18 protein-coding genes and 1 tRNA gene are annotated in these 24,761 nt (G+C 47.6%); 7 read left to right on the forward strand and 12 right to left on the reverse strand.

The window, feature by feature from the left end:
• Positions 1–63: 63 nt before the first annotated feature.
• Entirely contained in the window at positions 64–1,416 is a 1,353-nt protein-coding gene (locus GD630_RS05210; RefSeq protein ID WP_143864571.1) for an MATE family efflux transporter, read from the reverse strand.
• Between the two features lie 90 nt (positions 1,417–1,506).
• On the opposite strand from GD630_RS05210, the gene GD630_RS05215 reads away from it, so the two are divergent.
• Positions 1,507–2,892 carry a GDSL-type esterase/lipase family protein gene (locus tag GD630_RS05215; protein WP_143864570.1) on the forward strand — a complete coding sequence of 462 codons (1,386 nt, stop codon included), beginning with the start codon at positions 1,507–1,509 and terminating at the stop codon, positions 2,890–2,892.
• Positions 2,893–2,980: 88 nt separating this feature from the next.
• On the opposite strand, the gene GD630_RS05220 is transcribed toward GD630_RS05215, so the two are convergent.
• Positions 2,981–3,053, reverse strand: a tRNA-Lys gene (locus GD630_RS05220).
• 121 nt (positions 3,054–3,174) lie between these two features.
• Here GD630_RS05220 and ettA point away from each other — a divergent pair.
• Together ettA and GD630_RS05230 are read left to right on the forward strand one after the other, a co-directional pair.
• A complete protein-coding gene (ettA, locus tag GD630_RS05225) occupies positions 3,175–4,866 on the forward strand; it encodes an energy-dependent translational throttle protein EttA (RefSeq protein WP_007753297.1) in 1,692 nt (563 codons plus the stop codon).
• A gap of 212 nt (positions 4,867–5,078) precedes the next feature.
• A complete protein-coding gene (locus GD630_RS05230) occupies positions 5,079–8,243 on the forward strand; it encodes a TonB-dependent receptor (RefSeq protein WP_143864569.1) in 3,165 nt (1,054 codons plus the stop codon).
• A 59-nt stretch (positions 8,244–8,302) separates the two neighbouring features.
• Here GD630_RS05230 and GD630_RS05235 read toward each other — a convergent pair whose 3' ends face one another.
• From GD630_RS05235 to GD630_RS05275, 9 genes are all read right to left on the reverse strand, one after another.
• The gene (locus GD630_RS05235) at positions 8,303–9,451 is read right to left on the reverse strand and encodes an endonuclease/exonuclease/phosphatase family protein (protein WP_143864568.1); all 1,149 of its coding nucleotides are present in this window, start codon (positions 9,449–9,451) and stop codon (positions 8,303–8,305) included.
• Positions 9,452–9,521: 70 nt separating this feature from the next.
• Positions 9,522–12,188, reverse strand: coding sequence for a hybrid sensor histidine kinase/response regulator (locus tag GD630_RS05240; protein WP_143864567.1), 2,667 nt, complete (start codon positions 12,186–12,188; stop codon positions 9,522–9,524).
• A 45-nt stretch (positions 12,189–12,233) separates the two neighbouring features.
• A complete protein-coding gene (locus tag GD630_RS05245; RefSeq protein WP_143864566.1) occupies positions 12,234–13,448 on the reverse strand; it encodes a glycosyltransferase family 2 protein in 1,215 nt (404 codons plus the stop codon).
• A gap of 25 nt (positions 13,449–13,473) precedes the next feature.
• Positions 13,474–14,331 (reverse strand): glycosyltransferase family 2 protein, encoded by an 858-nt coding sequence (locus GD630_RS05250; RefSeq protein WP_143864565.1) that lies wholly within the window; start codon positions 14,329–14,331, stop codon positions 13,474–13,476.
• Between the two features lie 30 nt (positions 14,332–14,361).
• Complete coding sequence (locus tag GD630_RS05255; RefSeq protein ID WP_229118828.1) at positions 14,362–15,123, reverse strand: glycosyltransferase family 32 protein; 762 nt, start codon at positions 15,121–15,123, stop codon at positions 14,362–14,364.
• Between the two features lie 25 nt (positions 15,124–15,148).
• Positions 15,149–16,270: a glycosyltransferase family protein gene (locus GD630_RS05260; protein WP_143864563.1), complete on the reverse strand. Its 1,122-nt coding sequence runs from the start codon at positions 16,268–16,270 to the stop codon at positions 15,149–15,151.
• Positions 16,271–16,311: 41 nt separating this feature from the next.
• On the reverse strand, positions 16,312–17,766 hold the full coding sequence (locus GD630_RS05265) for a lipopolysaccharide biosynthesis protein (RefSeq protein ID WP_143864562.1): 1,455 nt from the start codon (positions 17,764–17,766) through the stop codon (positions 16,312–16,314).
• Positions 17,756–18,874, reverse strand: coding sequence for a glycosyltransferase family protein (locus GD630_RS05270; RefSeq protein ID WP_143864561.1), 1,119 nt, complete (start codon positions 18,872–18,874; stop codon positions 17,756–17,758). Before GD630_RS05270 ends, GD630_RS05265 begins: the two co-directional genes overlap by 11 nt.
• 43 nt (positions 18,875–18,917) lie before the next feature.
• Positions 18,918–19,517 carry a hypothetical protein gene (locus tag GD630_RS05275; RefSeq protein ID WP_238482968.1) on the reverse strand — a complete coding sequence of 200 codons (600 nt, stop codon included), beginning with the start codon at positions 19,515–19,517 and terminating at the stop codon, positions 18,918–18,920.
• Between the two features lie 180 nt (positions 19,518–19,697).
• Between GD630_RS05275 and GD630_RS05280 the strand changes: the two genes are divergently transcribed.
• Complete coding sequence (locus GD630_RS05280) at positions 19,698–20,903, forward strand: DUF7833 domain-containing protein (protein WP_143864560.1); 1,206 nt, start codon at positions 19,698–19,700, stop codon at positions 20,901–20,903.
• Between the two features lie 285 nt (positions 20,904–21,188).
• Positions 21,189–22,991 carry a bifunctional DNA primase/helicase gene (locus GD630_RS05285; protein WP_143864559.1) on the forward strand — a complete coding sequence of 601 codons (1,803 nt, stop codon included), beginning with the start codon at positions 21,189–21,191 and terminating at the stop codon, positions 22,989–22,991.
• A gap of 61 nt (positions 22,992–23,052) precedes the next feature.
• Here GD630_RS05285 and GD630_RS05290 read toward each other — a convergent pair whose 3' ends face one another.
• A complete protein-coding gene (locus GD630_RS05290) occupies positions 23,053–23,310 on the reverse strand; it encodes a DUF4248 domain-containing protein (protein ID WP_007759829.1) in 258 nt (85 codons plus the stop codon).
• A gap of 240 nt (positions 23,311–23,550) precedes the next feature.
• Between GD630_RS05290 and GD630_RS05295 the strand changes: the two genes are divergently transcribed.
• Both GD630_RS05295 and GD630_RS05300 read left to right on the forward strand, forming a co-directional pair.
• Positions 23,551–24,075, forward strand: coding sequence for an HU family DNA-binding protein (locus GD630_RS05295; RefSeq protein WP_143864558.1), 525 nt, complete (start codon positions 23,551–23,553; stop codon positions 24,073–24,075).
• Between the two features lie 203 nt (positions 24,076–24,278).
• Positions 24,279–24,737 carry an N-acetylmuramoyl-L-alanine amidase gene (locus GD630_RS05300; protein WP_143864557.1) on the forward strand — a complete coding sequence of 153 codons (459 nt, stop codon included), beginning with the start codon at positions 24,279–24,281 and terminating at the stop codon, positions 24,735–24,737.
• Positions 24,738–24,761: the final 24 nt, after the last annotated feature.

Below are 24,761 nucleotides of genomic sequence, written 5' to 3' on the forward strand. Positions count from 1 at the left end.
TACTTTTTAAGTTAAAATAACGAGTGGAATTCCGACCGTCTGTTAACGAAGGAGAATTATGAGTTATTCTTTTGTTACAGAAGGGATACTCAGACATTTCTTTTTAATAATCACAAACCAGCTTAAAAGTACCAATCCTTTGGCAACGGTAGTGACGCAGACAGCCCACCAGATACCTTCCACTCCCATGCCCATTTGCACGAACACGATAGCAAGCGGAATACGCATATAGTTGCAGGCAATGCTGATAATGGCAGGAGGTATCGTCCGGCCGATACCGTAGAATACTCCTTGCATGGTGATTTCGAGCATCATGAAGAGCTGTGAATATCCGTCGATGCGAAGGAAAACACCTCCGGCTTCATAAGCAGCCTGTTCGGGGACGAAAATAGAAAACACCTCATTTCCGAAGAAAACAAATAATAATGTGCAGAATGTTCCGAAGATACCAGTCATCCATAGTGTAGTATGCCAGGCCTTGAGTACCCGTTCGATCCGTCCTGCTGCATAGTTTTGGGCGATAAAAGCACTTAGCGCGGTAGAGAATCCCTGTGAGGTATTCCAGGTGATAGCTTCGATTTGTCCTCCGGTCGTAAAAGTCATCAATCCGATGTGCCCTCCTTGTTCGGAAGCGGTGCGGCAAAGGAACATATTGACAAAGGCGAAAAGAGTATTTAATGTTGCTACGGGTAATCCTAGTTTTAAGATTCTCCGTGTGTATTGTTTCTTCAGTCGCGTGAAAAAAGAGAACCCGCCGAGCAGTGCATCCCTATAACGCAACTGATAGACGAAAATAAGAAAAACGCTTGCTTCTGCAATCCAGGTAGCGTAGGCTGCGCCGTTAGTACCCAGTCCAAGACCAAATATCAGCAAAGGATCGAGAATGATATTCAATACCAGTCCGGTGCCACTGATGAAAAAAGGAATCTTGCTACGTCCGGCTGCATTATAGATTCCGGTGAAAGCTGCCGACAGAAAGACGAAAGGCAGTCCGGTAGAGACAATCCGTAAATATTGGATAGCATTGGCGGTAATATGCTCTTCGAGTTCGTAGATGCGTATGATAGGATCGGCAAAAACAAAAAGCAATCCACCCCAACAAAGAGAAATGATAAGTGCGATTGTGATGTTATGGGATGCAAAGTTCCGGGCGGCCTCCTGGTTCTGTGCACCGATAGATTGACCGACGCTGACTTCCGAGCCTACCTTATTCAATAAAGATATGGACCCCGACATCCATGTCAGAATTCCGACAGATCCGATGGCAGCTACAGCTTCACTTCCCAGTCGTCCTACCCATGCCATATCCGTGAGGCTATACGCCATCTGTATAAATGACGTTGCCATGATAGGCATTGCCAGATTGAACAGTTGGCGGTTGATAGGCCCTTGCGTCAGATTCTTTATTCCTTGCATATCTTTTTATAATCAAAATGAGGTGCAAAGATACGGAAAATTACTATCTTCGCACATCTAATTATTCATTAATCAAAGTACATAGATACTATGAAACAGAAATTTTCTACTCTTTTTTTCCTGTTGCTTTTCCTGTTTTCAGGTCTGCAGGTGGTAGCCCAGAAGGCTCCCGGCCCTTTTGATATTGAACAACCTTCACTTCGTGTATTCCTACCGGCACCGGAATTAGCTACGGGGCGGGCGGTAGTAGCCTGTCCCGGAGGGGGATATTCCCATCTGGCAGTTGACCACGAAGGTTACGATTGGGCTCCATACTTCAACAAACAAGGCATTGCTCTTATTGTGCTGAAATATCGAATGCCGAAAGGCGACCGCACACTTCCTATTTCGGATGCCGAAGCTGCAATGAAGATTGTGCGTGACAGTGCTGATGTATGGAATCTGAATCCCAATGACATCGGTATTATGGGATCTTCTGCCGGTGGTCATTTGGCGTCGACGATTGCTACCCATGCCAAACCCGAGCTTCGCCCTAACTTCCAGATCCTGTTCTATCCGGTGATTACGATGGATAAATCGTATACCCACATGGGCTCTCGCAATAATCTGTTAGGGAAAGACGCTTCTGCCGAGCTGGAGAAAGAATATTCCAATGAAAAACAGGTGACAAAAGAGACACCGCGTGCCTTCATCGTATATAGTGATGATGATAATGCCGTTCCTCCTGCCAATGGCGTTAACTACTATCTGGCATTGAATAAGAATAAAGTTCCTGCAGTTCTTCATATTTATCCTTCCGGCGGGCATGGATGGGGAATCCGCGAAGGTTTCCTTTATAAAAATGAAATGCTGGATGAACTGACAGCTTGGTTGCGCAGCTTCAAGGCTCCCCGTAAAGATGCGGTCCGTGTTGCTTGCATTGGCAACAGCATTACTTATGGAGCCCGGATTAAGAATCGTAATCGTGACAGCTATCCTTCCGTGTTGGGACGTATGCTGGGTGACGGTTATTGGGTTAAGAACTTCGGAGTCAGTGCCCGTACCTTATTAAATAAAGGAGATCATCCATATATGAAAGAGAAAGCCTATCAGGATGCGTTGGCTTTCAATCCCAATATCGTAGTGATCAAACTTGGAACAAACGATAGCAAATCATTCAATTGGAAGTATAAGGCGGATTTCACAAAAGATTTGCAAACAATGGTAGACGCATTCAAAGCTCTGCCTGCCCAGCCGAAGATTTATCTCTGCTATCCTTCCAAATCCTATCGGACTGGAGACAATATCAATGACGATATAATTTCCAAAGAAATTATTCCGATGATAAAGAAAGTTGCCAAGAAAAATCATTTGCCGGTTATTGACCTTCACTCGGCAATGGATGGAATGCCCGAATTTTTCCCGGATAAAGTTCATCCGAATGAAGAAGGAGCAAAGGTAATGGCAAAAGCAGTTTATCAAGCTCTGAAAGAATGAGATAAAGGAAGCAATGGTTCATTTCAATTTGATGCATAAAAAAATCCCTTGATAAATCTCTGATTATCAAGGGATTTTTACTTCTCAGTGATCCAGCTGGGGCTCGAACCCAGGACCCCAACATTAAAAGTGTTGTGCTCTACCTGCTGAGCTACTGAATCAATCCTTATCTGCTTTCTTTCGAATGCGGGTGCAAAGGTAGAACATTTTTTTATAACTCCAAAAGATTTCAAACATTTTTCTTATCTTTGTGCCATTATCAACAATATACATTATTAATATATGGCTGCTGACGATAAAAAAATTATCTTCTCGATGGTTGGAGTAAGCAAAGCTTTCCAGCCCAATAAGAATGTGTTGAAGGACATCTACCTGTCATTCTTCTATGGAGCTAAGATCGGTATAATCGGTCTGAACGGTTCCGGTAAATCTACCTTGTTGAAGATTATTGCAGGTTTGGAGAAATCCTATCAGGGAGAAGTTGTATTCTCGCCGGGATATTCTGTGGGTTATCTGGCACAGGAACCCTATCTGGACAACACAAAAACGGTAAAGGAAGTAGTAATGGAAGGCGTTCAACCTATTGTGGACGCACTTACGGAATACGAAGAAATCAACCAGAAATTCGCTCTGCCTGAATACTATGAGGATCAGGATAAGATGGATGCTCTTTTCACCCGTCAAGGAGAGTTGCAGGATATCATTGATGCGACAGACGCATGGAATCTGGATAGCAAACTGGAGCGTGCGATGGACGCTCTCCGCTGTCCGCCCGAAGATCAGCCGGTGGCAAATCTCTCCGGAGGAGAGCGTCGTCGTGTTGCCCTCTGCCGCTTGTTGTTGCAAAAACCTGATATTCTGTTGCTTGACGAGCCTACCAACCACTTGGACGCAGAGTCTATCGACTGGTTGGAACAACATCTCCAGCAGTATGAGGGAACAGTTATTGCAGTGACGCACGACCGTTACTTCCTCGACCATGTTGCCGGATGGATTCTCGAACTGGATCGTGGTGAAGGCATTCCTTGGAAAGGTAACTACTCTTCCTGGTTGGAACAAAAGACCAAACGTATGGAAATGGAGGAGAAGACAGCCAGCAAACGTCGTAAGACCTTGGAACGTGAGTTGGAGTGGGTACGTATGGCTCCTAAAGCCCGTCAGGCAAAGGGTAAGGCACGTCTTAACTCTTACGACAAACTCTTGAATGAGGATGTGAAAGAGAAGGAAGAAAAACTTGAAATCTTCATTCCTAACGGTCCTCGTTTGGGCAACAAAGTCATTGAAGCCAAGCACGTGGCTAAGGCATACGGAGACAAACTGTTGTTTGACGATTTGAACTTTATGCTGCCCCCCAATGGTATTGTCGGTGTGATTGGTCCTAACGGTGCAGGAAAAACAACGCTGTTCCGCCTGATCATGGGGCTGGAATCGGTAGACAAAGGCGAATTTGAAGTAGGAGAGACTGTAAAGGTGGCGTACGTCGACCAGCAACATAAGGATATTGATCCGAATAAGAGTGTCTATCAGGTTATTTCGGGTGGCAATGAATTGCTTCGTATGGGTGGACGTGATGTGAATGCGCGTGCATATCTTTCACGTTTCAATTTCTCCGGAGCCGATCAGGAAAAACTTTGCGGAGTGTTGTCCGGTGGTGAAAGAAACCGTCTGCACTTGGCGATGGCACTGAAGGAAGAAGGGAACGTGCTGTTGCTCGACGAACCTACCAATGACATCGACGTGAATACATTGCGGGCATTAGAAGAGGGATTGGAAGATTTCGCCGGTTGTGCAGTTGTTATTTCCCACGACCGTTGGTTCCTCGACCGTATCTGTACGCACATCCTTGCTTTTGAGGGCGATTCCAATGTATTCTACTTTGAGGGTTCTTATTCCGAATACGAGGAAAATAAATTGAAACGTTTAGGCAATGAAGAACCCAAGCGTGTTCGTTACAGAAAGTTAATGACTGACTAGAGAAAGTAATAGACTGAAATAATTCTAATACTTTCAGTTTCAAAATAAAAGGCTCTACAAGCATTGTAGAGCCTTTATTGTTTTATAACGCAATAAAATGTTTATCTCTCTTAAAATTTTGTAGTATAATCGTAACGTAGTTCTAAATAATATTAATTATATTTGCCACAGTTTTAAGATCAAACAATTAGTATTAACTAATCAATTACATTATGCAAAAGAGAATGCGATCTTTTTTAGTAGTAGCGATGCTGATGCTTATTGCTACAGTAAATGCACAGGTTACGACTTCCAGTATAGCGGGTAAGGTAACAGCACAGAAAGAACCTATCATAGGCGCGACGGTAGTAGCTATACATGAGGCCTCCGGAACCCGTTATGGAGCAATAACAAATATAGACGGGCGATTTACGATGCAAGGTATGCGTGCCGGCGGTCCTTATAAAGTTGAAGTTTCCTACGTGGGATATAGCACTGCGGTTTTCAATAAGATTAATCTTCAATTAGGAGAAACCTACCAGTTAGATATTCAGTTAAAAGAATCCTCAGAATTATTGGATGAGGTTGTTGTTACAGGTCAGAAAGGTGTGGCAGCCAGTCGTACTGGAGCTGCAACTAGCTTTTCTTTAAAGAATATAGAATCAGTGCCGACAATGAGCCGTAGTCTGAATGACATCACCCGTCTGACTCCGCAGGCTACTGTAAATTCCAATGGTGCGATTTCTTTTGCAGGTGCCAACAACCGCTATAATAGCTTCCAAATTGATGGAGCAATGAATAATGACGTGTTCGGCCTTACTTCCAATGGAACGAACGGAGGACAAGCTAGCGTTGAACCGGTTTCATTAGAGACGATTGAACAGATTCAGATAAATATTGCGCCTTTTGACGTTCGCCAGTCAGGTTTTACTGGTGGTGGAATTAATGCAATTACTAAGTCCGGTACAAATAAGTTTCACGGTTCCGCATATTTCTTTGGAAATACACAAGCTTTGATCGGAACTACTGCCGGAGAGATGGAAGAAGGACAGAAACGTACAAAATTAGATAAACAGCATGATTATCAATGGGGTGTAACGATTGGTGGTCCTATTATTAAGGACAAACTCTTCTTCTTTGCCAATTACGAAAAAACGGATAAATCTTATCCGACAGCATATAATGTTGGTGATGGTTCCGATTTCACACTTGAGGAGACGCAGCGTGTATTGGATATTTTGAAGGATAAAACAGGTGGTAAATACAATGCGAATTTTGATCCGAAAGACATCTATACACGTTCAGATAAAGTAGGAACAAAAATAGACTGGAATATAAATGATCGTAATAAATTTACGGCTCGTTATAGTTTTGTAGGAGCACAACGTTATAATTTCTCTCGTTCATACTCAAAACTGAATGCTTCCGATGTAGCGTTTGTTTTTACTAATAAGACACATTCACTGACAGCCGAATTAAATTCCCGCATTGGCGATAATATGAATAATGAAGCTCGTTTTTCATATGTACGTGTACGCGATAACCGTGAGCCTCAGGGAGATATATTCCCGGCAATTACCGTAAAGAAAGGGGCATCTTCAATGCTTTTGGGTACAGAATACTCTTCTTGTGCAAATCGTTTGGATCAGGACATTTTCACATTATCAGATAACTTCTCCGTATTGTTAGGCAATCACTCATTGATATTCGGTACTCATAATGAGATGTATCAATTTGAGAATCTGTTTATTCAGAATCTCTATGGTGCTTATACTTTTAACAGTATTGATGACTTAGAAAATGGAGTCATTAATAACTATTACTATGGTCGTTCAAAGGTTGATGTAACGGGTAGGGACGATTGGGCGCCTAGTTTCGGAGCTATGCAGTTAGGATTTTATGCTCAAGACACTTGGAATGCTACCAACCGGTTTACATTGACGTATGGTATTCGTATGGATATCCCCATTTTCTTGGATACTCCTACAAAAAACGATGATTTTAACAATACGGATATAGCTAAAAATTATAGTGTTTATACTAATCGTAAACTGAGTAGTACTCCCTTGTGGTCTCCGCGTTTGGGATTCCGTTGGAAATTGACTGATGATGGAAGAGCCTTGCTGCGTGGTGGACTCGGTGTTTTCACAGGTCGTATACCTTTTGTGTGGTTAAGCAATAGTTTTTCAAATACAGGTATGGAATTTGAGAAATATTCCTTAAAGAGTAAGGATATAAAGAAATTGGGTAATGCTTTCTATTTCAATACTGATCCCAAAGGACAAGCTGAAATGTTACAAAATGCAACGGCATCTACAACAGAGGTAGATGTTTTTTCTAAAGACTTTAAATTCGCCCAGAACCTTCGTGCTAATTTAGCTTTCGAATATATGCTTCCGGGCGATGTAAAGATGACATTGGAAGGCCTTTATTCAAAGACGTTGAATGATATATATTATCGCAATTTGAATTATGAGATGGATGGTGACGCTACTGTCGGTTCTACTTATTCCTCACTTTCGTTTGATAACAGACCTATGTTCAAACAACAGAATGACAAATATACTGACATAATGCTGTTGGACAATACAAGTAAAGGTTATACCTATAATGTATCTCTGAAACTGGAAAAGTCATTTAACTTCGGTCTGGATGTAATGGCGGCCTACACTTATGGAGAAAGTAAGTCTATCAACTCCGCGACTTCTTCTGTAGCCTATTCAAACTGGAGATATAACGAGACAAAAGGTAATCCGAACGCGCCGGAGCTGAGTGTCTCCGATTATAGTATTCCGCATCGCATTGTGGCATCTCTATCTTATGGAAAGGAATATGCTAAACGTTTTAAATCAACGGTCAGTCTGGTATATACAGGTCAGTCGGGTGCTCCATATAATATAACTTATTACGGTGATTTGAATGGTGACGGCAGTAACGGTAATGATCTGGTTTTTATTCCTACAGATGAGCAGATTGATGCGATGCAGTTTAAAGCAAAAGGAAATTTGGATGCGGATCAGCAAAAAGCAGACTTGAAAGCATTCTTGGGCAGTGCGAAGTATCTGAAAGACCATCGTGGTGAGTATTATGAAAGAAACTCTGATCGTATGTCTTTTGAGCATCATTTTGATTTCCGTTTCTTGCAAGATTTTAAATTCAGAGTAGCTAAAGAAACACATACTTTGCAATTCTCTGTTGATATAATGAATGTTGGTAACTTGCTTAATAGAAAATGGGGACTTGAAAGTTATATGTCCAATAACTCATATTCTCCTATTTCATACTCCGGTGGAGGTGAATTTCAATATACTCAAGGAGATAAATACGATCCATTTAAAGAGATCTCAAACATAAGCTCTCGATGGAGATGTCAACTTGGTTTAAGATATATATTCTAAGACGAAATATTCCATAAGAAAAGCCGGATAGATGAATAAGTCTATTCGGCTTTCTTTTTTTATAGCTTCATCCTCATCACCACCGGATTATGATCGCTATAACTCCAGTCCGGTGAAAAGTAATCCGTACTTTTCAGTTCCGGAGAGTGGAGGACATAGTCAATTCTTAGTAAATGCTTGAAAAATTTGAAAGTATACATATAGCCATGTCCGCTTGTCTGGAAGCCATCTTGCAGTTTGTTACCTTTCTTGTCACCTTTCTTATCACCTTTCTTATCACCTTTCCTGTTACCTTTTATGGTGTGATAGACATAAGAAGACGGTAGAGAGTTGAAGTCACCACAGACGAGGGTAGGATGGGGGGAGTCGGCTATCAGTTGTTTGAGGACATCAGCTTGTCCGGCACGTTTCCGGAAGTTCTCGTGCAGACCGTCTATCAGAGTCAGAGCGGCACGTTCCGCTTTTTGGGTATCCTCCTTGTAAAGCTCTTTTTCCAGTTTTCTTTTGTTACGCGTCACTTCCGTTGTTTGCAGATGATTATTAAACAGGCGGATCGTGCGACCGGGTATTTCGATGTCACACCACAGGCTGCAATTCTTAGAGTCAGGATAGGTGATAAGACTCTGTTCCCTGATAGGATAACGGCTGAAAACAGCCAGTTGCAAAAGCTCCTTTCCTTCGGGAGCGGAAGGAATATACTGATACGGCCAGTTAGAAAAAGCGGCACATACACTGTCAATGTTAAATGAGGAATTGATACCGACCTCCTGCAAGCAGAGGATATCCGCTTGCAGATTCTGCATTTGAGTAGCGATACCTTTGCAGGAATACCCCATATGTTCGTGGTTGAAAGCATCCACATTGTAAGTCGCTACGGTCAATATTCCGGGTGTATAGGTTCCCAGCTTGGCTATCGGCTCCGAAGCCGGGCTGAAAAGAGGAAACTGAAAGACGCAACTTATATACCCCCAATTACCGAATAAAGCAATGAGAGAAAGGAAAACCCAACACCGCCAGCGGATCGTCCAATAAATGGCAAAAGCCAGATTAGCCAATAAAAGTACAGGCAACCCTAGACCAATAAAGGGGATAAGTTTGAAACTCTCCGGTGTGGCACTTCCGGCAAAGGCACCCACTAGGGTAACACCTGCCAAAACACCTGTCAGCAGGATAGAAAAATAGTAGAACAGTCTATAAAAGGCTTTCATAATAATCTTACTTTATTCTCACACAATATTCTGATTCAGGCACAGTCATTCCGTCGTCACCCCTTCGTAGTCACTTCTTCGTCAACCACTTATTGATTACCTCTTTCAGTTTCGACTGAGCTATCGGTTTCGCTATGAAGTCATTGCATCCCGCTTCCATCGCAGCTTTCACATCATGCTCATAGGCAAAAGCACTCTGAGCGATAATAGGGACCGTAGCAGACAGTTCGCGAATGATCTTGGTAGCCTCCAGTCCATCCAGATTCGGCATTTTGATATCCATCAGAATCAGATCCGGCTTCACCTCATCGTACAAGAGAACCGCTTCCATACCATCGTTGGCACGGACGAGACGATACTGCTTGCTTAGAATAGCGTTCAGTAAATCATAGTTACTGTCCGTATCTTCGGCAATCAGGATACAGACCGTTCCTGTTCCAGTTCCCTTTCCCTTTCCCGTTCCTTCATTCGTAGAACCACCGTTTTCACTCTGCGGCATCTCCTCTTTGTAGAGCACTGTCTTCATCTCCGAATCGACTTCTTTGGGCGTTTCCTGTGTATTATACGGCAAAGTAAACGTAAACGTTGTGCCCACACCCACTATTGAACTGACGGAAATCTGTCCGCCGAGCCGTTCCACGATAGACTTGCAGATAGACAATCCCAGTCCCGTTCCTTGAGCGTGATTATTCAATTTGGCGAAACGCTCGAACACACGTCCCACCTTTTCCGGTTCGATTCCCGTGCCCGTATCCGTTACATGAAATACGATCTGACCATCCACCAACTCATAACCGTACTTGATACTGCCTTCCTTCGTAAACTTTACCGCATTCCCGATCAGGTTTGAAATCACCTGGAACACACGGTTCTTGTCCGTCTCTATCCGCAGGCTCTCGTCCGAAGGCTCATAGACAAGTTGCACACCCTCCGGCGTGCGGAATATATGCGCATCATGTATCTCCTGACACAAACTATGCAGACTCGTAAGTCCAAATGAAAACTCAATCGTTCCCGACTCAATCTTCGAAAGATCGAGAATCTCGTTAATCAGTTGCAGCAGACGCTCATTGTTGGCTTCCACAATATTATAATACGTTCTCCGTTCTTCCGCGTCATCACTTTCGGCTATCAGATGCGAGAAACCGACAATCGCATTCAGCGGTGTACGGATCTCATGACTCATATTGGCGAGGAAAGCCGATTTCAGATTGTCGGACATCTCCGCTTTCTCCTTCGACGCCTGGAGTTCCCGCTTGATCATCTCCAGCTCCGTGATATCCCACTCAATGCTGACGATGATAGGAGAGGACAACTCGTCACCATCCACCTTAATCTTTCGTTTGTCAAGAATAATCAAACTTCCGTTTCTATCCTTTCCCTCAGCGATCCAATGCAGCCCTTTTCCGGTAGCGGCTACCTCAATATCCTCCTGCCTCTTCTTTTCCGCTACAATCGGCGGGTAGAAGTCGTAATCATTCTTGCCCACCGGATTATCATTAAATTGATCCCGGTTGTACGATTCGCGGTTCCGATACACATATCTGAAATCATTATTGACTTCTTTCACCACAATTCCTGCGGGAAGATTATTGATCGTCGTATCCATAATCCGGTTGAGTCGTTTAATCTGCGCCTCATACCTCATTCTTTCCGAGATGTTATGAGCGAACGACCAGAAGCTCTCCTCACCGGAATCACTGATAACGTTGTACATCGTACATTCGTAAGCCAGAATATCCTTATGAATTTTAGAAGGACGATGTGCGATAAATGTATTGCTGCCGTTTTGCACCGCATTTCTGCACCGTTCCTGCCAAGCCTCTTCGGTCGGCATATCTGCGGTGACATCATAGATTTTCAACCGGCTGATGTCCATATTATCCGCCAGACCGTGATTATGTAGAAAACGTCGGTTGGCAAAGATCATCGTACCGTCAGGTTGGGCGGCAAATATGCTTTCTGTTGCATTATTAATGGCATGAGTCAATGTATTGATGTCATTCCTCCGGTGTTGGAGATCACTGATATTCTGAATATATCCTTCTATATTGAAACTGCCGTCGGGCACTTCCTCCCGCAGATAAGTCTGGATGCACACATAAAAAATGCTCCCGTCGAGCCGAATCCGGTAGCTGATACTTTCCGAGTTGAATTCCGATACATTCTTTTCGCACCAATCTTCGAAAGCCAGGCGATCCTCCTCCATTATCAACTGCTTGTACGTGTCGAAAGAGATGTGCTGCACACCCTCCTTGCACAATACTCCTGTGTATCCTGTATAATGAAACACATTTTCCGCCGTATTATACGTCCAATGTCCGATCTGCGCCACCTTCTGAATCTCGCGCAACGTGCGGTTTGCCTGCTCCAACTGGCGTTTCACGTTACTTCTTTGCGTGATATCCCGATATTGGCAAAGCACCATGTCGTCATACGGATACATGAGACACTTGAAATAGAACGTCTCATCCTTCAGCACCAGCTTAAAGTTTTTGCTGATATTCCGTTGTTCCCCGATCACCGTCTCGAACACCGGCATAACCTTATCCCGTGTACGTTCCGGCAAAAGTTCGAAAATATTCTTCCCTAAAAGAACTTCTTCTTGCAGAAACCATAAATCGCAATGAGAATCGATATCCACACAGATACCATTTCTGTCTATCAGCAACATTGTGTCTGCCGTCAGTTCCAGAATTCTTTGTGCATTGTTTGCATTGTGTAATGTCCTGTCCATGTATGATTTTTTTTATAAGATAACAAAAGATTCCGCAATTTGTTTTTACTTCTCCGCCCGTTTCGCTTTTTCCCACGCTCCGTTTCCTTTTTTCCTTTTCAGGTAATGGATCCCTTTCAACACATTGATATTCATAAAAAGAAAATAATAAGGGATGAAGAGTATCTTGTTCTTAATCTGCCTGGTAGACAGATAATAGCCCCAATATCCCAACCCGTAGAAGAGGATCTGCATCCCAAGTAGCACTCCGTAGAATACCGTAGAACCGCCCGACAGCAGAATCGCCACGTTCAGCGGCAGGAGTGCGAACAGCAGGAACGGAGTGACCGACCACCTCAACACCCGGTGCGACGTATATTGAAAGCTGAGTACTCCGTAGCGGAACGGGTTCAGCAACGGGCGCAGCCGCCAGATAGACTGCAATCCTCCCGCAGCGATGCGCACCTTTCTTTTTTCTTCCTCCCTCATATCCGCCGAACCGCTTTCGATGGCGTAGGCATTGGTGCAGTAAGCAATCGTGTACCCCTTCATCGTGATTCGCAGCGATAGGATGAAGTCGTCGAGCAACGTATCCGGTTCCATCGCCTCGAACAGTTCGCGGCGTACGGCAAACAGTTCACCCGCAGCCCCCACTGCTGAATATAGCCGTGCGTCCAACGCTTTCAGCGTCGACTCATACTTCCAGTAAATCCCTTCGCCACCGGCGGCAGCCCCGTTCTTCGTCTGCACGGCAATCCGTTTCTCTCCCGCCACGCATCCCACTTTCGGATCCTGAAAGGCGAGTACAATCTCCCGTATCGCTTCCCGGTTCACCATCGTATTGGCGTCCGTGAAGACAACGAGCGGAGTATCTACAAGCGTCATTCCGCGCGTCATTGCAGCTGTCTTACCTTGTCGGAGCGGTTGGAAATGCACCGTCGCCTTTCCCTGCCAGCGTGTCTGCAAGCGTTCGTTCGTTCCGTCATTGCTGCCGTCCGTCACCCAGACAATGTGCAGCTTATCCGCAGGATAGTCCAGCTCAAGACAGTTCTCCATCTTCTCGTCCACCACCTCTTCCTCGTTGAAAGCCGTGATAAACAGCGTCACCTCCGGCAGTTCCCCGTCCGTTGCCGGCAGCGAGCGTTTCACCGGTTTCACGAAAAGCTCTTTCAGCTTGACAAGGATGTAAAGCAGGATTCCGTAGCCCAGATACGTGTAGAACACAACGAACAGGGCAAACCAGAAAAGAATTTCGAGACAAAGAGTAAGTGTGTTGTTCATGATTTTTCAGCTTTTATTCTTTCCTTTATTTCTTTTTCACGAGATTGCTCTCCTCATCCTTATATTCCTTCTTCTTGGTGAACAATCCGCCGATTCCCTTCAAGCGACTGACGGCACGAACCTTGAAACTGTTGAACAGCGATCCGTCGGCTCCCACCGTGCCATACCCCGTGACGGCACGCGCGCGGCGTTTCCTCACAAAAGCGATTTTCCCGAACTGTTTCAGTTGCAGCGCCAGATACCCGTCCTCGCCCCGGATGATGTCCGTGCGGATGCCCGTTTTCCGTGCCAAATCCGTGCGGTAAGCGAACACCAGCCCCCGCACACTCAGCTCCGGACGCTTGAACGATTGCAGCCACAGATGCAGGTCGCGGGTAGCCTCATACAGCTTAAGTCCCCACCGGGAATGCTCCTCGTCCGGAATATAGCTCCATAGCGAACTTACCCCGACCACACCCGGACGCTCCAGCGCATCCACCATCGTCTCCACATACCTGGGCGGGTACATCGTGTCCGAATCAATGTTGATGTGATACTTTCCCCGTGCGTGGTTCAGCCCGCAAAGGCGGGCAAAACCGCAACTATGCCGCGTCTCCGTATAATAAGGTACTCCGCACGCCTGAAAAATCTCCGCCGTGCGGTCCTTCGATTCATTATCCACCCCGATGATCTCTACGGGATACTTGCACTGCATCTCGCTCAGCGACCACAGACAAGCCAACAAGTGTTTTTCCTCGTTGTAGCCTATCAGCGAGACGGTAACCACCGGATTCTCGCTCTGAAGCCCGGCGATCTTCCCGCGTATCTCTTCAACCACTACCGGCCGAGCCTCCGAAAAAGGCTTTTCATATACTTGCAGATATTTGCTGTACCATTGGCTCATCGCAGTATTCCTCCTTGTCCTCCTTTAATATCATTTCCTCCGTAAAAATCTCTCTATGTTTCTTACCAGACGATAACCGAATATCCTGATCATCAGCGTCCTCGTGCGATAATACACAATCGCTTTATGTGAAAACCAAGAGTTCTGATAATGATGAATCGCGTATGTGAGAGGCGTTAAGACCACTTGTCGCGAGTCGAAGATCTTAGGTGAAAAATACTCACATGGCAGCACATAAACCTTTTCCGTCATTTCCTGTTTCCCTATCTTCTTCAGTTCACCAAGAGTAGTTCCGGACGGCAGATTACATATCGGTTTCAGTTTTCCGATCGTCTCATTCATAATCTCCGGCAACATACGGATATCCATTTGCCCGTTCTCCTGTATGAAATCCCTGTTTTCGTAATAGTCCAGACAAGCTTTAACCCAGTCACATCCGCTTTCGGCGCCGATGATAGCCGCCTCAATGGTCCCCGCGTTTTCAGCCCCGACAAAATAGGGGAGCGTCAGCAACTCGTCGAAACTCTTGAGCACTTCCACGTCCGAGTCGAGATAAATGCCTCCGTAATGATAGAGCGCATACATACGTATATAATCTGCGGCAAAAGCATATTTTTTGGCGGCGAAAGCCTGTGCTACCCACGAACTGCTGTTCAAGTCGAAACGGTTGCCGTCCCACAGCATCACCTCATATTCGGGGAGGAACTTCTTCCAGCTCTCCAGGCACTTCTGTATTTTGGGTGGATAAGGGTCACCGCTCAGCCAGCATAAATGTATAATCTTCGGTATCATAATAAAACGGTTAACTTTTTTTTCCTCATTTCTCATTTATTTCCTTAATCACCTTCTGCATCTGCGCTTCCCATGACAGCGGGCGCACCGACTCCCGGATCTCAGCCGGTGGAATCTTCAGCGACCGTTGAAACGCAATCAGCTTCGGGACGTCCACCGCCGACTCGTCCGCAGGCACCTTCCACACATACGGCATATCGTCAAAATCCGCATCCGTCTCCGAGTAAGTGAAGGCGAACCCGCGTGCCGCGTACTCCCGGTTTTTCAGTGTCTTGATTTCCGTGATACCGCTCCGGTGGCGTCCCAGACTGCCGATGGCAAAGTCCGCGCGTTCAAAATGCGCATCGAGTTCCTCTCCGTGCAGAGGTCCGTGCAGAATCACGTACTCCTCCAGATGATGGTCGCGTATCACGGGAAGAATCTCCTCCCGTTCCCGTTCGCCCGACAGCGGACCTACGATATGGAAATAAACCTTATATTCCGGATTCGTCCGGTAATACTCCGCGAGGCCCCGTACCAGGCGGTCGAACCCGTGCCAATAGTGCACCTCCGCCACACCGATCAGGTGCAGCTCGTGTGAAGTGTCGTTCTGTCCGCTCCGCAGCGGGATAGCGTCGAAATCGATCCCGTTGGAAATCCGGATCGTCCTGCCTCCGAAAATCGTTTCCGCGTTGGAGAAAGTCACGATGCCGTCCAGCAGCTTCGCCATCCGGTGGCGGAAACAACGGTCTACAGCGAGCGAAGCTCTCATAGACCGTGAGATGTACTCCTGATCGTAAGGATAGGTCGGTATCTCCACCGCCACTTTCGCCCCCGTCTTTTTCAGGCGTTCCACCAGCCGCAGCGTGAAAGGGTTGGCGTTGTGATAGGAACGGATGTACACAAAATCGATCTTCTCCCGCTGCGCGTACTTCACGATAGGCGAGTAGTAGACACGTTTCAGCAGCTTCGCCATCGTCCCTTTGCCGAAATCGGCCATCACCTCGTCGTCGATCATCAGCCGTCGGTTGCCGAAAGGCGTGGTGTCGTAGTAACACAAGCGAACATCCGCGCCGCATTTCTTGAGTGCCTTCACTTGGTAATGTATCTTCTTACTGATTCCGTTTGCTTTATCGAAACCATGAAATATCAGGAATAAGGCTTTCATGCGTGATCTTTGTCTTGGTGTATTTTGTTTATTCCGTTCATTTATTTTCTCTTTCCCGCTATGCTTCGTATTTTTCCGAAGAGGTCGTACTCACGCGTAGCCTGTATATATCCTCCAAAGATAGTAAAACTTACTATACTTTTTATAATTATTGTGAGAAATATATTCATTCCTTCCGTCGCGTACTGTATCGGCAGGAGAATGGCCGCCATCAGCAGGCTTACCGCCAGCGGAGAAAGGAGCTGACGGACGAACGGCAGGACGCTTCGCCGGAAAGTCACCCGGTACATCTGCCAGTAGCATTGCGCGAAGTTGACGGTGAACGTGACGACGATGCAGCTTGCCACTGCCGTCAGCGTGCCGAAATGGAAGATTCCGAGCAGCATACCCGCCACGTTGAGCGCGGACGAGAACAGTCCGCACACGAACAGGCTCTTCGTGTCGCCCGCCGCCTGGAAGATGGAGCCGGAAGAAGACAGTATGATCTGAATCCCTACGGACAGTGACAGAATCCGGAAAACGGGTACGGACGGCAGCCATTGGTCGCCGAAGATGATCAGCGTCACTTCCTCCGCCGTGAAGAAGAGCAGCACGCTGAGCGGCAGTCCGATGAAGGCGAGAAAGCGCAGGATCCGTTCGTAGGAGGTGGCGAGCTTCCCTTTGTCGTCTTGAAAATCGCTGAATATCGGGTGCATCACGGGGGTGATCACTTGTGTGATGTTCTGCAGGGGAAGCATCATCAGACGGTAAGATTTTTCGTAGTATCCCAAGTCGGACATTCCCATGTATTTGCCGATCAGCAGCTTGTCAAGGTTGCGGCTGAAATAGTTGATGACATTGAACAGGAACTGGTAGGCGGAATAGGAGAATATCTTGCGCAGCACCGTCAGCCCCAGCGTGAGGCGCAGGCGTTGCGGATAGCGTTGGTAGGAGATGGCGAATATCAGTATGCTGGATACGATCGGGTTGATAATCAGCGCATACAGTCCCGCTCCGCAGAGTGCTGCGGTGACGGCGGCGGCTCCTGCCGAAACCTGGATAATGAAGCTGCGGATAGCAATGAACTTGAACTCCTTGTTGCGGTAGAACAAAGCTCCCGGCACGATGGTGGCGGAAGCGAAAAACAGGTTGACGGACAGCAGTTGGCACAGTGTCCGCAGGATGTCGCTGTTGTAATAATCGGCTATCAGCCATGACGCGGCGAAGAAGAGGACGCTTATGCCTATGCCGGTCCACACGGTGAACGAGAAAATATCCGACAATTCCTCCCGTGTCAGCGTCTTGTGCTGCACGATGGCGGGGGATACACCCATGTCCGTGAACAGGTTGAAGAAGGCGATGATTACGGTGGCTATCGCCACAATGCCGAAATCGTCCGGCGAGAGCAGGCGTGCCAGCACCCCCGCCACCACAAGCGAGATGACTACACCGCTGTATTTGGCGAGCGCCGTGTAGAATACTCCGGAGAAGAGCTGACTTTTGAGATTACCTGCCATTTATCGCGTCTTTATAGACTTGAGCATACTCGCGTCCCGTTTTTTGGATATTCATGTTGTCGATGGCGTAGTCGTAGTTTGCCTCCCCGTGTTCGTAAGCGGCATACCGTGCGCCGGTTTCGAGCGCGCGGACGATATCTTCCCGGTCGTCGGGGTCGAACGAGGGGTTTCCGGTGATGGCCAGCAGCTCACCGTTATTCCCTGTATCGGGACCCACCACCACTTTGTGGTAGAGGAAGGCGAGGGGGATGTTGCCGGAATTCAGGATATCTTTGCGTGGAATCATTACCAGGTCCGAAGCTGCTATATAATAAGGTAGGTCGCAACTGTCCACCAGGTCGTCGTTGCCTCCGGCTCTCAGATGCAGCCAGCGGTTGAGCAGGGGTCTGACCACGTAGTAGCCGAAGCGCGAGAGCCATCTCTTGAGGAAGTTCTTGCCGTACCCGTTGCGTCTGGAGAAAGGGTAGAGACGGGGAGCGAGCAGCAGTTTATGCGGCCGTTTCCATGCGCGGAATGCTCCGAGCACCATGCGTATCTCTTCCCGGTTGCGGAATTTGCCGAAGGCGGTGACAATGAGCGCGTTCTGCGGCAGATTGAGGTATTGGCGTGCGCGCGCCGCGCTGATATCCTCCTGATAGGTATATTCATAGATATGGTGGAGGATGACGACATTCCGGCTTTGGGGGTATCTGGCGGCAAAGTCATCCGCGCTGAAATGTCCCATGTGCACCACGATGTCGCTTTGCGTCTCGATGATGTCGTAGGCGCGGCTGATGATGTCGTTTGCGTAGTGCGGACGCACATTGTGCCGCGTGTAGACGAAATGCGCCCCGCGCGAACGGAAGAAACGGATGCGCTCTTCGAGCCGGCGTATCACGTCGGGGTCGTCGCAGTTCCAGCCTACTACTTCTTCCGGCCATTGGAAGTGTATGATGTCATACGCCGTGTCTGATTCCCAAAATGCTTTTTTGGAACATCGTACGTCAATGCCCGTCATGCGGATAGCGTCGCATAGAATAGGAGCGAACAGATTGTCCGTATCACTTATTTCTCTGAATACTATGAGCGCTTTTATTGCCTTGTCATTCGTCTCTTCACAATCGTTCATGTCCTTACTTTTGTATCCTTCTTGTGCCACAAAGGTAGTAAACTTATGATAACTTTACCCGTTTTTCCGATTTCTTTTTTCCCTTATCTCCTTTCTCCTTCTCTTTTCTCTTCTTTTCCTGTTCTTTTCTCTTCTTCATCTCATTTTCCTTTTTCTTCTTTTCATTTTCCTGTTCTTGACTTTTGCTTATCCGCAGGTGCATGGATTTGCTCAGTAACGCCTCTCTCGCCTTTCTCCTCCGTTCCAGTTCTTCCGCGTCGGGGTGCTGTTCGAGGAGGATTTCGCCGGGAAGGTAATCGTCCAGTTTGTCGTGATCTACGGTTTTGATGATGATGCACTGCCCGTTTTGAATCGCTTTGATCATCGTCTTTGAAAGATGCAGGACGTAGAACTTGCACTTCAAGGCTATGAAATGCGTGTAGATCACTTGCGCGTACGATAATATGCTGTAATTCCGGACTTGCTCCATGTTCCATGTCGTGCTGGAATTGATGGTGGTCTGTCCCGCTACTTTCTCGTGCGACAGGGGCGATACGGTGCGCTGGATGTTCAGAAAACGTCCTAACGTGATGTGGACACAATATTTCAGTCTCTCTTTGATTACTTTGTCGTCATTCAGGATGACATTTGACTTCATTTTCATTTAAATAATATTTTTATTTATGGTTATTATATTGCTGCAAAGGTTGTTAAAAGAATCGTAATAGCCCTCTGTTTTTTTCAACAAGTGTAACCAAAACATTTAAAATACCTTTGCACTCACTGAGTTAGCTCGTCCGAAAAGGATGATTTTCGTGAATAATTTATTAAAATAGAAAGAATAATGAAGAAGGATCAGTATTTTAATCTGGAAGTAAATCTGCTGAATGACGATAATATCGCCGGTATGATGTCGGAACTGGATGCGGCGGAAGCGCTCGGCATTTATGTGATGTTGCTGTTGCACCTGCGCACGAAAGATAATTATGAGGCGTTGTGCACTCCGCTTTTGTTGAGGGCGTTCGCGCGGCGGTATGACCTTGAGTTGGATATGCTGGAAAAGGTGCTCCATGATTATAATCTTTTTGAGGTGGACGAGGAGCGGCAGACGTTCCGGGCTCCGTATCTTGACCGGGTGATGCAAAGGCTTGAGGAAAAGTGGAGAATGGATACCGAAAACGGTAAAAAAGGAGGGCGCCCGAAGAAGCGTGCGAAATGCGCTGAAACGCCCGCCACCAAAGGGCGAAAACCCAACGAAACCCAAGAGAGGAGAGAAGAGGAGAAGATAGGTATTACTCCTGTTGTAAACAACAGCAGCAATACCCTCGCGGGAGGAGCTGCTGACGCTGCTACGGTGGTGGAGGAGAATTCGGGGGCTTCGGGGATTTCGGAGATTACGGTTATTCCGGAAACGGAGGAGAAGATTTATGTTACGGGGACTTCGAGGGCTTCGGAAATTACGGGGGATTCGGGGAGTTCGGGGAGTTCGAGGGCTTCGGAAATTATGGGGGCTTCGGGGAGTTCGAGGACTTCAAGGGCTTCGGAAACTTCGGAAGTCCGAACTGCTTCTTCCGTTCCTGTTGGAAGGGGAATGAGGATTCGGGCGGTGGATGAGGAGGGGCAGCAACCGTTACAGCCGGTGTTGTCTTGGGAAGTGCTGGTAGACCGGCTTGCCGACTCACGCTTGTATATGGAGTTGGCGGGGCAGCGTTCCGGTCTGGGACGGCTTTTTATCGACCATCAGCAGCAGATTATCGGTCTGTTCAAAAAGCATATCCTTCTCTACGGAAAAGAAGGCGGCTTGCTCTTCTTTGAGGACGTGAAACGCTATTTCTCCAATTATATCGCTGCCGGATCGCCTACTTGCCGTATGCTGCGCGAAGAGTTGATGCGGGAAATCAAGGAGCGGGAGAGCAAGGATGTGAGCCGTTTTGAAAGTATTGTGGATGGAAAACGGATGTATCTGGGACGTCTTATTCCCGACAGCGCACCGCCAAGGCCCGACAACTCGGCGGTGTGGGATGATGCGCACAAGAGATGGGGGCATTAGTTCAGCACATATCCGGCTGCGGCCTGTTCTATATTTGAACACCGTTCATCCCATATTTGAACGCTGTTCGTCCCACGCTTGAACGTTGTTCGTCCCACGTCTGAACGCTGCTCATCCCACGTCCGAAAGCGGTTCATCCCACGTCTGAAAGCGGTTCATCCCACGTCTGAACACCATTCATCCCGTATTTGAAAGTATCAATCTCTCCGTGTTATACATGAAGCGTTTGTCTTCCTGTCCCTGTGTGGGGGAAATATAATTATTCATTTAAAAATAAAGCAAGTTATGAGAAATTTTGCCAGTTACGATGTCGATGTCCGTCGGAGGACAAGCGGCGTAGTGAAAACTGTTTGTAATAAATGTCAGGCCACGCGCCACAACAAACGCGACCGTTCGCTGCGTGTCAACGTCGATACGGGGCATTGTCACTGTTATCATTGCGGGGCGGACTTTTACGTCCCCGACGAAGCGGAAGAGCGTGAGAAAGCCGAACGGCGTGCTGCCCGCCAGCGTCGTGCGGCAGCCGTTCCCCGTCATTTCCAGCGTCCGGTGTTCGATCCGGCACGGACTACGCTTTCCGAATCAGTAGAACGTTGGCTGGTGGAGGTACGTTGCATCCCGCAGAGCGTCATCGCCGGATTGCGCATCACGGAACAGGAGGAATTCATGTCGCAATCCAGTCAGAAGGAGCGTTGCGTCTGCTTCAACTATTTCGAGGACGGACAACTGGTCAACACGAAATTCCGTAGTGTAGACGCGAAGCATTTCAAGATGTTTCAGGGCGCCGAACTGATTCCCTACAACATCGACTCCGTGCTCGGACAGACTTCCTGCATCATCCACGAAGGCGAACTGGATGCCGCCTCTTCCCTTGCCGCCGGATTCAAGAGCGTGATTTCCGTCCCTGCCGGCGCCAACTCGAATTTGTCCTGGCTCGACCGTTTCATGGAGACGCATTTCGAGGATTTGACGGAAGTTATCATTGCCGTCGATACCGATTCCGCCGGACTGCAACTGCGTGACGAATTGATCAACCGTTTGGGTGCCGAGCGTTGCCGTGTGGTGACGTACGGGCCCGGCTGCAAGGATGCGAACGAACATCTGTGCAAATACGGGGTTGCCAGTCTGCGGGTAGCCATCGAGCAGGCGGCGGAGGTTCCGCTCGAAGGGGTGTTCACGGCCGCCGACCTGCACAGCGACCTGCTTGCTCTTTTTGAGAATGGTTTCGGACCGGGCGCGGAAACCGGCTGGGAGGAAATGGACAAGATCTGCACTTACGAACGGGGGAGGCTTGTCATCCTCACGGGAGTGCCGGGTGCGGGAAAATCGGAGTGGCTCGACGAGCTGGTGTTGCGGCTTTGTCTGCGCCATCAGTGGAAGATCGCTTTTTTCAGTCCGGAGAATACGCCGATTGTCTATCACATCCGAAAGCTGGTGGAGAAGCTGACCGGACACCGTTTTCAGAAGGGGTGCGGCATTTCGGAAGGGCTGCTGATGCGGTCGGAGGAGTTTCTTACCGATAACGTGTCGCATATCTCTCTGAAGGGGAACGCTACACCGGCGCGGGTGCTTGCGAAGGCGCACGAGCTGGTGGTGCGGCGGGGGTGTCGTATTCTGGTGATCGACCCGCTCAACCGGCTTGACCACACTCCGCAGCCGGGGCAGACGGAGACGCAGTATCTTTCCAATTTCCTGAATATGATTACGGAATTTGCGGTGCAGCATAATTGCCTGGTGGTGCTTGTCGCCCATCCGCGCAAGATGAACCGTAACCCGGTGACGAACACTACTCCGCGCGTGGAGATGTATGATATCAACGGCTCTGCCGATTTCTTCAATAAGGCGGATTATGGTATTGTAGTGGAACGTGACAAGGAGGTGGGGGTGACCCGCGTGTATGTGGATAAGGTGAAGTTCAAACATCTCGGAATGGGTGGGATGGTGACTTTTGCGTATGATCCCGTGAGCGGGCGTTACCTGCCGTGCGTGGAATCGCATGATCCGGCTGTTCCCGTAGAACAGCGCGTCGGAGGTGTGACGTTCGACTCCAGTTGCTGGCTGCCGGATAAGGAGCTGTTTGAAGAGTGAATGGCAGGGAGAGAGAGCTTGCTTAATGGGGTACTTGTCTATGGATGAGCGGTACTTGTGTTCAGGGCTCTTGCAGCACTTCTACGATTAGCCGTACTTGTGCGGGGGTATAGCTTCTGCTTCGGGGATTCATGCCGGTGGCGATGAGTCGTTCTTTCAGTCCCGGAGCGGCGGCTATCCATTTGTTGAAACGGTCTACCGCACTCTGCTGCTGTATGTCGGGGAGGTACAACATGGCAAGTTCCCCTTTTCCGTAGCTTCGGTATTCAAATGTTTTCTCTTTCTTTTCGTCATCGGTCGGCTCTGCATTTGTCTTCATTTTCTGATTGTTTTTAGTCCGTATTTATAGAGTGTAAAGTTACGCTTTTTTACCGGATTTGCCAAGCTGTTCCGGCTGTTTTTGGGGGTGAGATTCTCTTATTTCTTGTTTAATCCTTTTTAATCCGTTCTAATCCCTCCTAGTCCGGTGTAATCCGTTAATCCGTCTTTCGGTTGTCGTACTTTTGTTGTACCAACAGAAAGGAAGAATGTCCTTCTTTTCGTAGAAACAACAATTTTTATGGCAACAGTTACAGTGGTGCGCTATAAGCGCAGAAAACGAATCAGCGATGCGGATTCGCCGATGGTATTTGCCCTCAAACCTAAGTCGGGGGAGTCAAAAATCTATTCAATAGAGGCGCTGGCGCGCGAAATCGAAACGATCGGTTCGCTTTCGGTGGAGGATGTGTCGCACGTCATGAAATCCTTTGTCCGCGCGATGAAGAAAGTCCTTGTGGCAGGCAATAAAGTGAAAGTGGAGGGGTTGGGAATTTTCTATACCACGCTGACCTGTCCCGGTGTGGAATTGGAGAAAGACTGCACCGTGAGAAGCATTACCCGTGTCAATCTTCGTTTCAAAGTCGACAATTCCCTCAGACTGGCAAACGACAGTACGGCCACTACTCGTGGCGGAGATAATAATATGGTGTTTGAGTTGCTCTCGGATAAGAAGAACGCTTCGGGAGATGATGGCGGCAGTCCGGACGGTTCTGGCGGAGGAGAGGACGGAGATAACAATGGGGAAGCTCCGGATCCGGCGGAGTAATCCGACGGGGATGTTCTACAGATATATTCCGCAGAAATGTCTTACGGAGCAATTCTGCAGGATCTCCGATGTTCTAGTATTCAGTGAATAAATAATCAATTAAAAATGCAAAGCTATGGTTGACAAAATCTTGGAAGTTGTATTGGAAGTGTTGTTTTTCTTTCGCAAAAAGAGAAAAGCTAAAAGAATGAAAGGGCAGGTTGATGAGGAAGATTGACCTGATTGTAATCCACTGTTCCGCCACTAGGGCGGACAGGGATTTCACGGAAGACGACCTGGACGTGTGCCATCGCCGTCGTGGTTTCAACGGTGTGGGGTATCATTTTTATATCCGAAAAAATGGCGACATCAAGTCTACCCGTGAAATAGAACGTATCGGAGCTCACGTGCGTGGCTACAACGCTCGTTCAATTGGTATCTGTTATGAAGGTGGGCTGGATTGTCACGGTCGTCCCACCGATACCCGTACCGAGTGGCAGATTCATTCCATGCGTGTGCTCGTTCTCGCGTTACTGCGTGATTATCCCGGTTGCCGTATCTGCGGTCATCGTGACTTGAGCCCCGACCTGAACGGAAACGGGGAGATAGAGCCGGAAGAGTGGATTAAGGCGTGTCCGTGCTTTGAAGTGAAAGAATCCGACTTCTTCTCCGGTCAAGAGTAGGATGGAAAACAAGACTTGCAATCT

Origin of the sequence: Bacteroides zhangwenhongii (genome assembly GCF_009193325.2) — a bacterium.
GTDB classification, from domain to species: domain Bacteria; phylum Bacteroidota; class Bacteroidia; order Bacteroidales; family Bacteroidaceae; genus Bacteroides; species Bacteroides zhangwenhongii.

What these genes read in the sequence shown, in the direction of transcription:
- GD630_RS05210 (WP_143864571.1), bottom strand. Translation starts at nt 1,416, where the DNA reads ATGCAAGGAATAAAGAATCTGACGCAAGGGCCTATCAACCGCCAACTG.
- GD630_RS05215 (WP_143864570.1), top strand. Translation starts at nt 1,507, where the DNA reads ATGAAACAGAAATTTTCTACTCTTTTTTTCCTGTTGCTTTTCCTGTTT.
- ettA (WP_007753297.1), top strand. Translation starts at nt 3,175, where the DNA reads ATGGCTGCTGACGATAAAAAAATTATCTTCTCGATGGTTGGAGTAAGC.
- GD630_RS05230 (WP_143864569.1), top strand. Translation starts at nt 5,079, where the DNA reads ATGCAAAAGAGAATGCGATCTTTTTTAGTAGTAGCGATGCTGATGCTT.
- GD630_RS05235 (WP_143864568.1), bottom strand. Translation starts at nt 9,451, where the DNA reads ATGAAAGCCTTTTATAGACTGTTCTACTATTTTTCTATCCTGCTGACA.
- GD630_RS05240 (WP_143864567.1), bottom strand. Translation starts at nt 12,188, where the DNA reads ATGGACAGGACATTACACAATGCAAACAATGCACAAAGAATTCTGGAA.
- GD630_RS05245 (WP_143864566.1), bottom strand. Translation starts at nt 13,448, where the DNA reads ATGAACAACACACTTACTCTTTGTCTCGAAATTCTTTTCTGGTTTGCC.
- GD630_RS05250 (WP_143864565.1), bottom strand. Translation starts at nt 14,331, where the DNA reads ATGAGCCAATGGTACAGCAAATATCTGCAAGTATATGAAAAGCCTTTT.
- GD630_RS05255 (WP_229118828.1), bottom strand. Translation starts at nt 15,123, where the DNA reads ATGATACCGAAGATTATACATTTATGCTGGCTGAGCGGTGACCCTTAT.
- GD630_RS05260 (WP_143864563.1), bottom strand. Translation starts at nt 16,270, where the DNA reads ATGAAAGCCTTATTCCTGATATTTCATGGTTTCGATAAAGCAAACGGA.
- GD630_RS05265 (WP_143864562.1), bottom strand. Translation starts at nt 17,766, where the DNA reads ATGGCAGGTAATCTCAAAAGTCAGCTCTTCTCCGGAGTATTCTACACG.
- GD630_RS05270 (WP_143864561.1), bottom strand. Translation starts at nt 18,874, where the DNA reads ATGAACGATTGTGAAGAGACGAATGACAAGGCAATAAAAGCGCTCATA.
- GD630_RS05275 (WP_238482968.1), bottom strand. Translation starts at nt 19,517, where the DNA reads ATGAAAATGAAGTCAAATGTCATCCTGAATGACGACAAAGTAATCAAA.
- GD630_RS05280 (WP_143864560.1), top strand. Translation starts at nt 19,698, where the DNA reads ATGAAGAAGGATCAGTATTTTAATCTGGAAGTAAATCTGCTGAATGAC.
- GD630_RS05285 (WP_143864559.1), top strand. Translation starts at nt 21,189, where the DNA reads ATGAGAAATTTTGCCAGTTACGATGTCGATGTCCGTCGGAGGACAAGC.
- GD630_RS05290 (WP_007759829.1), bottom strand. Translation starts at nt 23,310, where the DNA reads ATGAAGACAAATGCAGAGCCGACCGATGACGAAAAGAAAGAGAAAACA.
- GD630_RS05295 (WP_143864558.1), top strand. Translation starts at nt 23,551, where the DNA reads ATGGCAACAGTTACAGTGGTGCGCTATAAGCGCAGAAAACGAATCAGC.
- GD630_RS05300 (WP_143864557.1), top strand. Translation starts at nt 24,279, where the DNA reads ATGAGGAAGATTGACCTGATTGTAATCCACTGTTCCGCCACTAGGGCG.